The organism is Pseudomonas sp. GW822-FHT01E03, from assembly GCF_058802985.1.
Map to the genome: position 1 here is coordinate 586049 of NZ_JBXAOQ010000002.1, position 15807 is coordinate 601855.

Sequence of the window (15807 nt, forward strand, 5' to 3'; positions counted from 1 at the left end):
TGACTCATGAAATCCGGTTTTTATGACTGGCTTGAACATGAAGACTTTCGCTCTTCCGGCGCTTTTTGCATCGACCCTGTGGATATCCACCGGCTTGCTGTCTGCTGTCCCGGCAAACGTGCCCGTGGCTGATCAGGACTTTTATCAATGGCTGGAGACCGGGCAGGGGCGCGACGCGTCTCTGGCGCAGCTACGGCAGCAGTGCGACAAGGTACTGGATGCCGATAAGCACCTCAGCTGTTCAGTGACGGTCCTGGCCAGAATGCTCGAAGCCAAGGCCGCCAACCAAATCCCTGAATACTATCTGGCCATCAAGGGCAAGCATGCCCGGGCGATTGCGGTCGATGCCGACCTGAATGCCCTGTTCTCCATGTTTGGCAGCGAATCACTGGCTATTCTGACGAGGGCTGGCAATTTCTCGGTCAAGGGATCTGCGCGACATGAGGTGCTGCAGCTCCATCCGTATGCCAATGACTTCCACATCGCTGAACAGGCGCTGCCATTTATCGAGGTCGGCGCGGCCAACGGAGTCTCGGCGCGTTTTGTACTGGACACGGGGGCACCGCAAACCCGGGTCAATATCGAGACTGCGAAACAGATGGGCATCAGGATGTTGCCCGATGCTCATTATCGTTACAGCACGTTTTATGGCGAAAGGGGCCTGGCTGCGAGGTTGGGAATTCTTGGGTCACTGAGAGTCGGCACCCGTGAGTTCAGGAACGTCCTGGTCTTTGTCAGCGACCGGGATAATTTGTTGGGGCTGGATCTGATCAGCAAGCTGGGGCGCTTGAAGATAACCAGGAGAACACTGGAGCTTAATCCGCCACCTGCCCGGCGCTGTGATGCGCCAATTGTCTTGAGCCGCCTGGATCTCAACCAACGGCTGGTAGTTGCCGCACAGCTGGATCGTCGGACAACGCAAGCCATCATCGATACGGGAAATGTCGACTACCTGACGGCCGCGTCGCCCGGCAGGCACGTCAGCGTGGCGCAGGCGCTGACACCGGGAGGCTCGAACGTTTACAACGGCGACAATAAGCACTTTCAACGTTTCACCGGCGTATTGGCCCTGCAAGGCGACACCTTGGTGGTCAGCTACAAATACTACCCGGGCTTTACCATCCCGCCGTCGTTGGTGGACGGACAATACGTGCCGTCGATATTACTCGGATGGCGCGCCTTCAAAGACTTTGAATTGAACCTGGATCTCGATTCAGGTCGCTCATGCCTCAATAGAGTCTGAACAGCTTGGACGGTTACCCACAATCCCTGTTGGTGGTTCTGTGGATAACATGTTCGCCCCTCGCCACACCCCATACAAATCAAGCCTTGCATGGCGTCGATCAAAAAACACCCAGCCTGGCTCGTGGTTTTTCCATGCTTTTTCAAGGGGATATGTGCTGCTGCTGATGCAGACTTGCCCCCAATCTCTGTTGGCGCTTCTGTGGATAAGATGTTTGCTATCGGCTGCAGGCCTTATAAACAGCGACGTGTAGGCTTTTGATCATAAAATGATCAAAAGCCCGTTTGGCGTCGTGAGCCTCCACGCAAACGCCGAGTTCCTGCGGGTTTTAGCGGTTTTCCACAGCCCTTGCGAAGTTAACCCCAAAGTCTGTTGGCGCTTCTGTGGATAAGGTGTTTGCCATCCTCTGAAAGCCTTGCATTACGTGACTTTCAGGCTTCTGGTTAAAAAATGACCAGTGCGCCAGTGGAAGCATGCTTCTGGATAAGTCACGTTTTTTCTTTGGTTTTTGTGAAGATATTTTGCAGTCTTTCCACAGTTGTCCCCAATAGCTGTGGGTGGAGATGTGGATAACTTGTTTGCGGAAGGCTGGGAGGCGTGCGCAGCATAGCTCTGAACGAAATAGATCATATTTCGTACAGTTCTAAAGATAGAGGAATGTGTAGCGGGGAGAAAACCTGTTGCGAGCAAGCCCCTTGTAGGAGCGAGCTTGCTCGCGATGGTCGTGAACGATGACGCGAAAAGACAGATGACCAGCGGTGCCCCTGGATTTTTCGCGAGCAGGCTCGCTCCTACAGGGGCATGCTTTAGCCTTGAACCGGAACCCCTTTGAGGTAAGGCGCAGGCTCGGCACCCAAGTTGCTCAGCAGGCGCTCGCTGTACCAGTCCACAAAGTTCACCACACCGAACTCATAGGTCTTGGAGTACGGACCAGGCTGGTACGCGGTGGAGTTGATGCCGCGCTGGTTTTCTTCGGCCAGGCGACGGTCCTGGTCGTTGGTGGCGTCCCAGACCTGGCGCATGCGCTCCACGTCGTAGTCCACGCCTTCGACCGCGTCCTTGTGCACGATCCACTTGGTGGTGACCATGGTTTCCTGAGCGCTGATCGGCCACACGGTGAACACGATGATGTGGTCGCCCATGCAGTGGTTCCAGGAGTGCGGCAGGTGCAGGATGCGCATCGAGCCCAGGTCCGGGTTCTTGATGCGGCCCATCAGCTTGGCACAGCCCTGCTTGCCGTCCATGGTCATCGACACGGTGCCCTTGAGCAGCGGCATGCGCACGATGCGGTTGCGCAGGCCGAAGCTGGCGTGGGCGTAAGGGATCTTCTCGGCTTCCCAGGCAGCGGCGGAGGCGGCTACGTGGTCCTTGAAGGCCTGGTCGGCGCGCGGGTCGGTGACGTCGTCCCACTCCAGCAGGGTTTTCAACAGTTCCGGGTGCGACGCGTTGCAGTGGTAGCACTCGCGGTTGTTTTCCAGCACCAGTTTCCAGTTGGCCTTTTCCATCAAGGTGGTTTGCACCGCCACCTTGGTGTTCTCCATGTCGTACGGTTCCATGTAGTGGTTGAGCGTCGACAGGAAGTCATCGATGGCCGGCGGGTTCTCCGCCAGGCTGATGAAGATGTAGCCGCCAGCGGTCTTCACGTTCACCGGCTTGAGGCCGTACTGGTTCATGTCGAAGTCGGCGCCCATTTCGGTGCCGGCGAACAGCAGGCGGCCGTCGAGTTCGTAGGTCCACTGGTGATAGTGGCAAACCAGCTTGGCGACCTTGCCCTTGTCGCTTGTGCACAGGCGCGAGCCACGGTGACGGCAGACGTTGTGGAACGCGTGCACCACGCCTTCGGCGCCACGGATCACGATGATCGGGTTCTTGCCGATCTGCAGGGTCAGGTAGTTGCCCTTGGTAGGGATCTCGCAGGTCATGCCGGCGATCAACCACTCTTTCTGAAAGATTTCCTGCATGTCGATATCAAACAGGCGCTCGTCGGAGTAAAACGGCTGCGGCAGCGAGAACGTGCGCTCGCGCTCTTGCAGCATCTGCGCGGTGGCCTTGCGTGCGGGTTCCAGCGGATCGCCCAGGCTCAGGGTAGTAGTGACGTCCATCGTGTATTTCCTCAAGGCCATCTGCGTGGCCGCGAAAGTGGCTGATCAGGGTTGCTACGCAAGGTGTAAAGAATGTGTCTTGGTATGGGGCGAGTGTGGGGCCGGCGCAGGCCAGAACCTTATCCATGGGCGACATGGTGCAATCTGTTCCCGACGCGCAAGCCCCAGTCGTTGGGGGCTGGTCGCGATAAGCATGTCAATGTCGCAGATAGGTAAATGGGTGATCTGCGCTATACGCAGAATCGCCAACATGAAGGCCGGCAGTCGGCCGTGGAGATCAGCATGTCCAATAGTTTCCTGAATCCGGTAACCACCCAGACCTGGGCCAATGGTCGGCACATCGTCCGTTGCGTCAAAGTCATCCAGGAAACCTGGGATGTGCGCACCTTCTGCTTCATGGCCGATCAGCCGATCATGTTCTTCTTCAAACCGGGGCAGTTTGTCACCCTGGAGCTGGAGATTGAAGGCCAGCCGATCATGCGTTCGTACACCATTTCCAGCTCGCCATCGGTGCCGTACAGCTTTTCGGTGACCATCAAGCGCGTACCGGGTGGCAAGGTCTCCAACTGGCTGCACGACACCCTGCACGAAGGCCAGGAGCTGGCGGTGCACGGACCGGTCGGGCTGTTCAATGCCATGGACTTCACCGCGCCAAAGGTGCTTTACCTCAGCGGCGGCGTCGGTATCACGCCGGTCATGTCCATGGCGCGCTGGTTCTACGACACCAACGGCAATGTCGACATGGTGTTTATCCACAGCGCCCGTTCGCCCAAAGACATCATTTACCACCGTGAGCTGGAACACATGGCGTCGCGGATCGACAACTTCAGCCTGCACCTGATCTGCGAGAAGCACGGTATGGGTGAGCCCTGGGCCGGTTATCGCGGTTACCTGAACCACAGAATGCTTGAATTGATGGCGCCGGACTTCCTTGAGCGCGAAGTGTTCTGCTGCGGCCCGACACCGTATATGAATGCGGTCAAGCGCTTGCTGGAAGCCGCTGGCTTCGACATGTCGCGTTATCACGAAGAATCCTTCGGTGCGACCCCGCCAGAGGCGCGCGCCGACGCCGTGGAACACGCCGAGCAAGCGGCCGAGGCACCGGAAGTCGACGTGGCGGATCTGCACCAGGTGGAGTTCACGGCGTCCGGCAAGAGCATTCGTGTGGCCCCGGGCGAGACCGTGCATGCGGCGGCGGCCAAGGTCGGCCTGATGATTCCGAAAGCGTGCGGCATGGGTATCTGCGGCACCTGCAAGGTGTTGAAGCTGGGTGGTGAAGTGGAAATGGACCACAACGGCGGGATCACCGAGGAAGACGAAGCAGAAGGGTTCATTCTTTCGTGCTGCAGCGTGCCTAAAGGCGACGTGCGCATCGAATTCTAATGGTTGCGCAATAGTCCCTGTAGGAGCGAGCCTGCTCGCGATGGACGTCAACGATAACGCTGACAACCTGACCCCCCGCGGTGTTCTCAGGTTCATCGCGAGCAGGCTCGCTCCTACAGGGGAGGGTGTTTAGTCGATAAACAAGTCGGTCATCAGCTTGTCGTTGCTGTCCGGCGCGAACCGATAGTGTTCGAACTCCGTCACACCGCTTTCCCGCAGAATCTCCTCATCAATCAGCAAGCGCCCGGTCAGGCTGCGGTTTGCGCTGCTCAGAATCACATGCGCCGCATCCGCCATGATCGCAGGCAGGCGCGCATGCTTGAACGATTCCCTCGACCCCAACTGAAACTCGATGGCAGCGGTGGCGATCATCGTCTGTGGCCATAGCGAGTTGACGCTGATCCCGTAATTCCTGAATTCCTCGCTCATGCCCAGGGTCAGCATGCTCATGCCGTACTTGGTCACGGTATAGGGGCTGTATTGGGCGAACCACTTGGCGGCCAGGTTCAGCGGCGGCGAGAGGTTGAGGATATGGCCGCTGGACTTCTTCAGGTACGGCAACGCTGCCTGGCTGCACAGCAATACGGCGCGGGTGTTGATCTGGTGCATCAGGTCAAAGCGCTTGAGTTCGAGATGTTGAACCCCGGTGAGCTTGATCGCCCCGGCATTGTTGATCAGTGCATCGATGCCACCGAAATGTTCGTTGGCCTGGGCCAGGGCCTGATGCACGGCATCTTCATCGCGCACATCCACTTGCAGGGCCAGTGCCTTGCCGCCTGCGGCTTCGACTTCCTGGGCCACGCTGAAAATCGTGCCCGGCAGCTTGGGGTGGGGGGCGGCGCTTTTGGCGGCGATCACAATGTTGGCCCCGTCGCGTGCGGCGCGCAGCGCGATCTCGCGACCAATGCCGCGGCTGGCGCCGGTGATGAACAGGGTTTTGCCTTGCAATGACATGCGTACGCTCCTGATTATTGTTATTTGAGCAAAGGCTCGACAAACAATGTAGACGAAGTCTTCAGGTGCGGACGTAGAGGTGGGTACCCCCTGTGGGAGCGAGCTTGCTCGCGATAGCGGAGTGTCAGTCGACATCAATGCTGGATGTGCTGACCTCATCGCGAGCAAGCTCGCTCCCACAGGGTTTAGAGTGTTAGTGAGACATCACTTCGCGAATGTCCTTCGCCAATTCACGCACGCGCTCTTGCTCGGTGTCCCACGAGCACATGAAGCGTGCGCCGCCGTTGCCGATGAAGGTGTAGAAACGCCAGCCCTTGGCGGTCAGTGCGGCGATGGCCGGTTCCGACAGTTGCAGGAACACGCCGTTGGCCTGTACCGGGAACATCAGCTCCACGCCGGGGATGTCGCTGACCAGTTCAGCCAGCAATTGCGCGCAGTGGTTGGCGTGGTTGGCGTATTTGAGCCAGGCGTCGTTTTCCAGGATCCCGACCCACGGCGCCGACAGGAAGCGCATTTTTGAAGCAAGCTGCCCGGCCTGTTTGCAGCGGTAATCGAAGTCTTCGGCCAGTTTGTGGTTGAAGAACAGAATCGCCTCGCCCACGGCCATGCCGTTTTTCGTGCCGCCGAAGCACAGCACGTCGACGCCGGCCTTCCAGGTCAGGTCAGCCGGGGTGCAGCCGAGGAAGGCGCAGGCGTTGGAGAATCGTGCGCCGTCCATGTGCAGGTTCAGGCCCAGTTCCTTGCAGGTGGCGCTGATGGCGCGGATTTCGTCCGGGGTGTAGACGCTGCCGACTTCGGTGGCCTGGGTCAGAGTCACCACACGGGGTTTCGGGTAGTGGATGTCCTGGCGCTTGAGCGCGACCTCGCGGATCGATTCCGGGGTCAACTTGCCGTTTTCAGTACGGGCGATCAGCAGTTTGGAGCCGTTGGAGAAGAATTCCGGTGCGCCGCATTCATCGGTTTCGACGTGAGCTGTTTCCGAGCAGATCACGCTGTGGTAACTCTGGCACAACGACGACAGCGCCAGCGAGTTGGCGGCGGTGCCGTTGAAGGCAAAAAACACTTCGCAGTCGGTTTCGAACAGTTTGCGGAATCCGTCGGAGGCGCGGGCGGTCCACTCGTCGTCGCCGTATGCGCGCTGGTGGCCGTGGTTGGCCTGCTCCATGGCGGCCCAGGCTTCAGGGCAGATGCCGGAATAGTTGTCGCTGGCGAATTGTTGGCTCTTGTCGGTCATGGCCTGCTTCCGTGGTCGAGATGCCTATGGTGAAGCGTCCCGTGGTCAATGAGGGTGCGCACTGTACCCAAGATCGTCAGGTGGAGGTGCACAGGATGTCGCTGTCGGGAACATACACAGTCGAAGGGCAATTATGCACGTGACGATGCACAAGACCATGCACTTAAAGCAGCGCGACGGGGCACTGGATCTGCTCAAGTGGCTGGCGCTTTTAAGCATGGTGCTCGATCACCTGCGATATGTCGGTTATTCCGCCGATCTGTTGTATGTGCCGGGGCGGCTGGCATTCCCGTGGTTCTGCCTGGCAATGGCGGCCAATCTGTCACGAAAGCCTGTTGTGGTGGACGGTGGGCAATGGCGCTATCTGGGCTGGTTGTTGCTGTTTAGCGCGGTGAGTGAAATTCCTTACCGGATGTATATTCACAATCCCGACACCTTGAACGTGCTGCCCACCCTTGCCCTGGGCTTGCTGGTGATTCGTGGCTGGCAGCAGCCGGTGCTTGCGTCGCGCCTGCTGGCCGTCGGCGCGTTGCTGCTGGCAGGGTTTTTCTCCCAGCGATTGATGTTCGGTTTCTTTGGCGTTCTGTTGCCGCTGGCGATGCTGCCGGTACTGCAACGGCCCTGGTATTTCGCGCTGTTGGCGGGGTTGGTATGCCTGGCGGCCAATCAGTGGCAGGTGCTGTATTACGCCACTCGCCTGGGCAATGTCGCGGCAATTCCGGCCATCGTCACGTGCCTGATTGCGCCATGGCTCGGGCTGTTCTTGTTGCGACATGCAAAGGGCGTAAAACCACCACCGATGCGGCGCTGGGCGTATGCGCTCTATCCCTTGCATTTTCTGCTGTTGCTCGCAGTGCGACAGGTTGTCGCCTGACCCTGCTTTTGTGGCGAGGGGGCTTGCCCCCGTTGGGCTGCGTAGCGGCCCCAAACGCTTAAAAGGCAGTTTTTCAGATAAACCGCACCTGCTGAAACTGCGACTGCTTCGCAGCCGAACGGGGGCAAGCCCCCTCGCCACAGAGATATCCTCAGGCCAGCCTTTTCTTCCCATGTCGTAAACGCACCTTTGCGTGGCGCCCGTAGGCATTTGACGACTCCAAGCCAGTCATACCATCGCTACCAAAGGGCACTGCCGAAAAGCCAGTGCCTCACCGAGACGAATGGCGCACCGCCGCCGCTGGGAGAGACGCGATGTTCAGCAAGCAAGACCAGATCCAGGGTTACGACGATGCACTGCTGGCGGCGATGAATGCCGAGGAGCAACGTCAGGAAGATCACATCGAGCTGATCGCGTCAGAGAACTACACCAGCAAGCGCGTCATGGAAGCGCAAGGCAGTGGCCTGACCAACAAATACGCCGAAGGTTATCCGGGCAAGCGCTACTACGGTGGCTGCGAACATGTCGACAAGGTTGAGGCGCTGGCCATCGAGCGCGCCAAGCAACTGTTCGGTGCCGATTACGCCAACGTCCAGCCGCATTCCGGTTCCTCGGCCAACAGCGCCGTGTACCTGGCCCTGCTGCAAGCCGGCGACACCATTCTCGGCATGAGCCTGGCCCACGGCGGTCACCTGACCCACGGCGCCAAAGTGTCGTCCTCGGGCAAGTTGTACAACGCCGTGCAGTACGGCATCGACACCAACACCGGCCTGATCGATTACGACGAAGTCGAGCGCCTGGCCGTCGAGCACAAGCCGAAGATGATCGTCGCCGGCTTCTCGGCCTACTCCAAGACCCTCGACTTCCCGCGCTTCCGCCAGATCGCCGACAAGGTCGGTGCACTGCTGTTCGTCGACATGGCCCACGTGGCCGGTCTGGTTGCCGCTGGTCTGTACCCGAACCCGCTGCCTTACGCCGATGTGGTCACCACCACTACCCACAAGACCCTGCGCGGTCCGCGTGGCGGCCTGATCCTGGCCAAGTCCAACGAAGAAATCGAGAAGAAGCTCAACGCAGCAGTTTTCCCCGGTGCCCAGGGCGGCCCGCTGATGCACGTGATCGCCGGTAAGGCGGTGTGCTTCAAGGAAGCGCTGGAGCCAGGCTTCAAGGCTTATCAGCAGCAAGTGATCGACAACGCCCAGGCCATGGCCGGCGTGTTTATCAAACGCGGCTACGATGTAGTGTCCGGCGGTACCGACAACCACCTGTTCCTGGTCAGCCTGATCCGTCAGGGCCTCACCGGCAAAGAGGCGGATGCAGCACTCGGTCGCGCCCACATCACTGTGAACAAGAACGCTGTCCCGAACGATCCACAGTCGCCGTTCGTGACCTCTGGCCTGCGCATCGGTACCCCGGCGGTCACCACTCGCGGCTTCAAGGTGACCCAGTGCGTCACGCTGGCCGGCTGGATCTGCGACATCCTCGACAACCTCGGCGACGCCGATGTCGAGGCCAATGTCGCCGAGCAAGTGGCAGCCCTGTGCGCGGACTTCCCGGTTTATCGCTGAGTGCGGTTTTGGAGTAAATGACTATGCAACGCTACTCGGGCTTCGGCCTCTTCAAACACTCTCTCAGCCATCATGAAAACTGGCAGAAAATGTGGCGCACGCCGACCCCTAAAAAGGTCTACGACGTGGTCATCGTCGGTGGTGGCGGGCATGGTCTGGCCACGGCCTACTATCTGGCCAAGGAACACGGCATCACCAACGTGGCCGTGGTCGAGAAAGGCTGGCTGGGCGGCGGTAACACCGCGCGCAACACCACCATCGTTCGCTCCAACTACCTGTGGGACGAGTCGGCGCACCTGTACGAACACGCGATGAAACTGTGGGAAGGCCTGTCCCAGGACCTCAACTACAACGTGATGTTCTCCCAGCGCGGCGTCTACAACCTGTGCCACACCCTGCAGGACATTCGTGATTCCGAGCGTCGGGTCAGTGCCAACCGCCTCAACGGCGTGGACGGTGAGCTGCTCGATGCCAAGCAGGTTGCCGACGAGATTCCGTACCTCGACTGCTCCAAGAACACTCGCTACCCGGTGATGGGCGCCACCGTCCAGCGCCGCGGCGGCGTGGCCCGTCACGATGCCGTGGCCTGGGGCTTTGCCCGGGCCGCCGACGCCCTCGGCGTGGACTTGATCCAGCAGACCGAAGTGATCGGTTTCCGCAAGGAAAACGGCGTGTGCATCGGCGTTGAAACCAACAAGGGCTTCATCGGCGCCAAGCGCGTCGGCGTAGTGACCGCCGGTAACTCCGGGCACATGGCCAAGCTCGCCGGTTTCCGTCTGCCGATCGAATCGCACCCGCTGCAAGCACTGGTGTCCGAGCCGATCAAGCCGATTATCGACAGCGTGATCATGTCCAACGCCGTACACGGTTACATCAGCCAGTCCGACAAGGGCGACCTGGTGATCGGCGCCGGTATCGACGGCTACAACGGCTACGGCCAGCGTGGTTCGTACCCGGTGATCGAACACACCATCCAGGCCATCGTCGAGATGTTCCCGGTGCTGTCGCGGGTACGCATGAACCGTCAGTGGGGCGGCATCGTCGACACCACGCCGGATGCCTGCCCGATCATTTCGAAAACCCCGGTACCGAACATGTTCTTCAACTGCGGTTGGGGCACCGGTGGCTTCAAGGCTACACCTGGCTCGGGCAACGTATTTGCCGCAAGCCTGGCCAAGGGTGAAATGCACCCACTGGCTGCACCTTTCTCCATCGACCGTTTCCACAGCGGTGCGTTGATCGACGAACACGGCGCTGCAGCAGTCGCCCACTAACAGGAGAAATCCCTATGTTGCATATCTTCTGTCCTCACTGCGGCGAACTGCGCTCCGAAGAGGAATTCCATGCATCCGGCCAGGCGCACATCCCGCGCCCACTGGACCCGAGCAGTTGCACCGACGAGGAGTGGGGCGACTACATGTTCTTCCGCGATAACCCGCGCGGTCTGCACCACGAGCTGTGGGATCACGTCGCCGGTTGCCGTCAGTACTTCAACGTCACCCGCGACACCGTGACCTACGAGATTCTCGAAACCTACAAGATCGGCACCAAGCCACAATTCACCGACAAGACCGATAGCCCGAAAGCGGCCAGCACGGCTCTGGGAGAGAAGGTATGAGCCAGATCAATCGCCTGTCCAATGGCGGACGGATCGACCGCAACAAAGTCTTGACCTTCACCTTCAACGGCCAGAACTACAAAGGCTTTGAAGGCGATTCCCTGGCCGCTGCACTGCTGGCCAACGGCGTCGACATCATCGGTCGCAGCTTCAAGTATTCCCGTCCGCGCGGCATCTTCGCCGCCGGTGCCGAAGAGCCGAACGCGGTACTGCAGATCGGCGCCACCGAAGCCACGCAGATCCCGAACGTGCGTGCTACGCAACAGGCGCTGTATCAAGGCCTGGTCGCCACCAGCACCAACGGCTGGCCGAGCGTGAACAACGACATGATGGGGATTCTCGGCAAGGTCGGCGGCAAGCTGATGCCGCCGGGCTTCTACTACAAAACCTTCATGTACCCGCAATCGTTCTGGATGACCTACGAGAAGTACATCCGCAAGGCTGCCGGCCTGGGCCGCTCGCCGACCGAGAACGATCCGGACACCTACGACTACATGAACCAGCACTGCGACGTGCTGATCGTCGGTGCTGGCCCTGCTGGCCTGGCGGCTGCCCTGGCGGCTGCGCGCAGCGGTGCCCGGGTGATCCTCGCCGATGAACAGGAAGAGTTCGGCGGCAGCCTGCTCGATTCCCGCGAAAGCCTCGACGGCAAGCCTGCGATGGAGTGGGTGGCCAGCGTCATCGACGAGCTGAAGAACACCCCGGACGTGCTGCTGTTGCCGCGCGCCACCGTCAACGGCTACCACGACCACAACTTCCTGACCATTCACGAGCGCCTGACCGATCACCTCGGCGACCGCGCACCGATTGGCCAGGTGCGTCAGCGCATTCACCGGGTCCGCGCCAATCGCGTGGTACTGGCAACCGGCGCTCACGAGCGTCCATTGGTCTACGGCAACAACGACGTGCCGGGCAACATGCTCGCCGGCGCCATCTCGACCTACGTGCGTCGTTACGGCGTGGCACCGGGCAAGAAGCTGGTGCTGTCGACCAACAACGACCACGCCTACCGCGTTGCCCTGGATTGGCTCGATGCCAGCCTGCAAGTGGTGGCCATCGCCGACGCCCGCAGCAATCCGCGTGGTGCGCTGGTGGAAGAAGCCCGCGCCAAAGGCATCCGCATCCTCACCGGCAGTGCCGTGATCGAGGCTCGTGGCAGCAAGCACGTGACCGCTGCCCGTGTGGCCGCCATCGACGTCAAAGCCCACACCGTGACCAGCCCAGGCGAATGGCTCGACTGCGACGTGGTCGCCAGCTCCGGTGGCTACAGCCCGGTGGTTCACTTGGCTTCGCACCTGGGTGGCAAGCCGATCTGGCGTGAAGACATCCTCGGTTTCGTACCGGGCGAAGCACCGCAGAAACGCGTGTGCGTCGGTGGCATCAACGGCGTCTACGGCCTTGGCGATTCCCTGGCCGACGGTTTTGAAGGTGGCGCTCGCGCCGCTGCTGAAGCCGGATTCCAGACGGTTGAAGGCGTACTGCCGAAAGCCCTGAGCCGTCTCGAAGAGCCGACCCTGGCGCTGTTCCAGGTGCCCCATGAAAAGAGCACCGCACGGGCACCGAAGCAATTCGTCGACCTGCAAAACGATGTCACCGCCGCCGCCATCGAACTGGCGACCCGCGAGGGCTTCGAGTCGGTCGAGCACGTCAAGCGCTACACCGCACTGGGCTTCGGCACCGATCAGGGCAAGCTCGGCAACGTCAACGGCCTGGCCATCGCTGCCCGCTCGCTGAACGTGACCATCCCGCAGATGGGCACCACCATGTTCCGTCCGAACTACACGCCGGTGACTTTCGGCGCCGTGGCCGGTCGTCACTGTGGGCACATCTTCGAGCCGGTGCGTTACACCGCACTGCATCAATGGCACCTGAAAAACGGCGCCGAGTTCGAAGACGTCGGCCAGTGGAAGCGTCCTTGGTACTTCCCGAAATCCGGTGAAGACCTGCATGCCGCGGTGAAGCGCGAATGCAAAGCCGTGCGCGACAGCGTCGGCCTGCTCGATGCTTCGACCCTGGGCAAGATCGACATCCAGGGCCCGGATGCGCGTGAGTTCCTCAACCGCGTCTACACCAACGCCTGGACCAAGCTCGATGTGGGCAAGGCCCGTTACGGCCTGATGTGCAAAGAAGACGGCATGGTCTTCGACGACGGCGTGACGGCTTGCCTGGCCGACAACCATTTCGTCATGACCACCACCACCGGCGGCGCGGCTCGTGTGCTGCAGTGGCTGGAGCTGTACCACCAGACCGAATGGCCGGACATGAAGGTGTACTTCACCTCCGTCACCGACCACTGGGCGACCATGACCCTGTCCGGGCCGAACAGCCGCAAGCTGCTCGCTGAAGTCACCGACATCGACCTGAGCAGCGAAGCCTTCCCGTTCATGACCTGGAAAGAAGGTCTGGTCGGTGGTGTGCCGGCGCGGGTGTTCCGGATTTCGTTTACCGGTGAACTGTCGTACGAAGTCAACGTGCAAGCCGACTACGCCATGGGCGTGCTGGAAAAAATCGTCGACGCCGGCAAGAAGTACAACCTGACGCCGTACGGCACAGAAACCATGCACGTGCTGCGGGCCGAGAAGGGCTTCATCATCGTCGGTCAGGACACTGACAGCTCGATGACCCCGGACGACCTGAACATGGGCTGGTGTGTCGGTCGCACCAAACCGTTCTCGTGGATCGGCTGGCGTGGCATGAACCGTGAAGACTGCGTGCGTGATCAGCGCAAGCAACTGGTTGGCCTGAAACCGATCGATCCGACCAAATGGCTGCCGGAAGGTGCGCAACTGGTGTTCAACACCAAGCAAGCCATCCCGATGACCATGGTGGGTCACGTGACTTCCAGTTACCTGCACAACTCCCTGGGCTATTCGTTCGCCATGGGCGTAGTCAAGGGCGGCCTGAACCGCATGGGCGAGCGTGTCTTCGCGCCATTGGCGGACGGCAGCGTGATCGAGGCGGAAATCGTTTCTTCGGTGTTCTTCGATCCGAAGGGTGAGCGCCAGAACGTGTAAAGGCTTCGGGTCCTGTGGGGTGTGAGCTGCCGCCATCGCGAGCAAGCTCGCTCTCACAGGAGATCGCCTAACCCCTGTGGGAGCGAGCTTGCTCGCGATGGCGATAGAACAGCCACCACAAGGGCCAGAACCAACAGAATTCAAAACAGGTGCTTTATGACCGCAGCCAATGTTTACCAACAACGCCCAACCTCCGGGGCCAAGGCCGAGTCGTCGCTGCATCACGCCGACCTCGCCAGCCTGGTGGGCAAGGGTCGCAAGAACGCCGGCGTGACCGTGCGTGAGAAAAAACTCCTCGGCCACCTGACCATCCGCGGCGATGGCCACGATGCCGCGTTTGCCGCGGGCGTGCACAAGGCCCTGGGCATCGAGTTGCCGGGCGCGCTGAGCGTCATCGTCAAAGGCGAAACCAGTTTGCAATGGATGGGGCCGGATGAGTGGCTGCTGATCGTGCCGACCGGTGAAGAACTGGCCGCCGAGCAAAAACTGCGCAAAGCGCTGGGCGATTTGCACATTGCGATCGTCAATGTCAGCGGCGGCCAGCAACTCCTCGAACTGAGCGGCCCGAACGTGCGCCAGGTACTGATGAAGTCCACCAGCTACGACGTGCACCCGAACAACTTCCCGGTGGGCAAAGCCGTCGGCACGGTGTTCGCCAAGTCGCAATTGATGATCCGTCACACCGCCGAAGACACCTGGGAACTGCTGATTCGTCGCAGCTTCTCGGATTACTGGTGGCTGTGGTTGCAGGATGCTTCTGCCGAATTCGGCCTCAGCGTTCAGGCCTGATCACCACCCGCCATGGAGGCGATCACTTGTGGGAGCGAGCTTGCTCGCGATGGACTTGAGGGCGACGCGTTGATCCAGTAAGTACGCGTTATCGTTGACGCCCATCGCGAGCAAGCTCGCTCCCACAAGATGCAGCGTCATCTTTAGATATCACAGGAGTCACCGCACCATGAGCCGCGCCCCAGACACATGGATTCTGACCGCCGACTGCCCCAGCGTCCTCGGCACCGTGGACGCGGTGACCCGCTTTCTGTTCGAGCAGGGCTGCTACGTCACCGAGCACCATTCCTTCGATGACCGACTCTCGGGCCGTTTCTTCATTCGTGTGGAATTCCGCCAGCCTGACGGTTTCGACGAGCAGTCCTTCCGCGCGGGCCTCGCCGAGCGCGGTGAAGCCTTCGGCATGATCTTCGAACTGACCGCGCCGAACTACCGGCCGAAAGTGGTGATCATGGTTTCCAAGGCCGATCACTGCCTCAACGATTTGCTCTATCGCCAGCGCATCGGCCAGTTGTCGATGGACGTGGCCGCCGTGGTCTCCAACCACCCGGACCTCAAGCCACTGGCTGACTGGCACCAGATTCCGTACTACCACTTCCCGCTGGATCCGAACGACAAGCCGTCCCAGGAACGTCAGGTCTGGCAGGTCATTGAAGAGTCCGGTGCGGAACTGGTGATCCTTGCGCGCTACATGCAAGTGCTGTCGCCGGAGCTATGCCGCAAGCTCGATGGCAAGGCGATCAACATCCACCACTCCCTGCTGCCCGGTTTCAAGGGCGCCAAGCCCTACCATCAGGCCTACAACAAGGGCGTGAAACTGGTCGGCGCCACCGCGCATTACATCAACAACGACCTGGATGAAGGCCCGATCATTGCCCAGGGTGTGGAGGCAGTGGACCACAGCCATTATCCGGAAGACCTGATCGCCAAGGGGCGGGATATCGAAGGGCTGACTTTGGCGAGGGCGGTTGGGTATCACATCGAGAGAAGAGTGTTTTTGAACGCCAACAGAACGGTCGTTCTTTAAA

General features: G+C 60.3%; 12 protein-coding genes. 9 read left to right on the plus strand and 3 right to left on the minus strand.

What is annotated here, in order from left to right:
* The first annotated feature begins 37 nt into the window (after nt 1-37).
* Nucleotides 38-1243, plus strand: coding sequence for a retropepsin-like aspartic protease (locus AC1RP7_RS05925; RefSeq protein ID WP_256353204.1), 1206 nt, complete (start codon nt 38-40; stop codon nt 1241-1243).
* Nucleotides 1244-2049: 806 nt separating this feature from the next.
* On the opposite strand, the gene gbca is transcribed toward AC1RP7_RS05925, so the two are convergent.
* Nucleotides 2050-3345, minus strand: a complete 1296-nt coding sequence (gene gbca / locus AC1RP7_RS05930; RefSeq protein ID WP_057712996.1) for a glycine betaine monooxygenase oxygenase subunit — start codon at nt 3343-3345, stop codon at nt 2050-2052.
* A 282-nt stretch (nt 3346-3627) separates the two neighbouring features.
* Here gbca and gbcB point away from each other — a divergent pair, with 282 nt between their 5' ends.
* The gene (gene gbcB / locus AC1RP7_RS05935; RefSeq protein WP_090451831.1) at nt 3628-4728 is read left to right on the plus strand and encodes a glycine betaine monooxygenase reductase subunit; all 1101 of its coding nucleotides are present in this window, start codon (nt 3628-3630) and stop codon (nt 4726-4728) included.
* A 129-nt stretch (nt 4729-4857) separates the two neighbouring features.
* Here the strand turns inward: gbcB and AC1RP7_RS05940 are convergent, their stop codons facing one another.
* Both AC1RP7_RS05940 and AC1RP7_RS05945 read right to left on the minus strand, forming a co-directional pair.
* The gene (locus AC1RP7_RS05940) at nt 4858-5682 is read right to left on the minus strand and encodes an SDR family oxidoreductase (RefSeq protein WP_057712997.1); all 825 of its coding nucleotides are present in this window, start codon (nt 5680-5682) and stop codon (nt 4858-4860) included.
* A gap of 193 nt (nt 5683-5875) precedes the next feature.
* Complete coding sequence (locus AC1RP7_RS05945) at nt 5876-6916, minus strand: threonine aldolase family protein (RefSeq protein WP_090451829.1); 1041 nt, start codon at nt 6914-6916, stop codon at nt 5876-5878.
* A gap of 157 nt (nt 6917-7073) precedes the next feature.
* Here AC1RP7_RS05945 and AC1RP7_RS05950 point away from each other — a divergent pair, with 157 nt between their 5' ends.
* The 7 genes from AC1RP7_RS05950 to purU all read left to right on the plus strand — a co-directional run bounded on the left by AC1RP7_RS05950 (nt 7074) and on the right by purU (nt 15806).
* Nucleotides 7074-7790 carry a TraX family protein gene (locus AC1RP7_RS05950; protein WP_493181343.1) on the plus strand — a complete coding sequence of 239 codons (717 nt, stop codon included), beginning with the start codon at nt 7074-7076 and terminating at the stop codon, nt 7788-7790.
* 314 nt (nt 7791-8104) lie between these two features.
* On the plus strand, nt 8105-9358 hold the full coding sequence (glyA, locus tag AC1RP7_RS05955; RefSeq protein WP_057712999.1) for a serine hydroxymethyltransferase: 1254 nt from the start codon (nt 8105-8107) through the stop codon (nt 9356-9358).
* Nucleotides 9359-9381: 23 nt separating this feature from the next.
* Nucleotides 9382-10632 (plus strand): sarcosine oxidase subunit beta, encoded by a 1251-nt coding sequence (locus AC1RP7_RS05960; protein WP_007907561.1) that lies wholly within the window; start codon nt 9382-9384, stop codon nt 10630-10632.
* 14 nt (nt 10633-10646) lie between these two features.
* Complete coding sequence (locus AC1RP7_RS05965; RefSeq protein WP_057713000.1) at nt 10647-10976, plus strand: sarcosine oxidase subunit delta; 330 nt, start codon at nt 10647-10649, stop codon at nt 10974-10976.
* A complete protein-coding gene (locus tag AC1RP7_RS05970; RefSeq protein ID WP_090451827.1) occupies nt 10973-13990 on the plus strand; it encodes a sarcosine oxidase subunit alpha in 3018 nt (1005 codons plus the stop codon). Before AC1RP7_RS05965 ends, AC1RP7_RS05970 begins: the two co-directional genes overlap by 4 nt.
* Before the next feature lie 156 nt (nt 13991-14146).
* On the plus strand, nt 14147-14779 hold the full coding sequence (locus tag AC1RP7_RS05975; RefSeq protein ID WP_043302458.1) for a sarcosine oxidase subunit gamma: 633 nt from the start codon (nt 14147-14149) through the stop codon (nt 14777-14779).
* A 169-nt stretch (nt 14780-14948) separates the two neighbouring features.
* On the plus strand, nt 14949-15806 hold the full coding sequence (gene purU, locus AC1RP7_RS05980) for a formyltetrahydrofolate deformylase (protein WP_007981374.1): 858 nt from the start codon (nt 14949-14951) through the stop codon (nt 15804-15806).
* Nucleotide 15807: the final 1 nt, after the last annotated feature.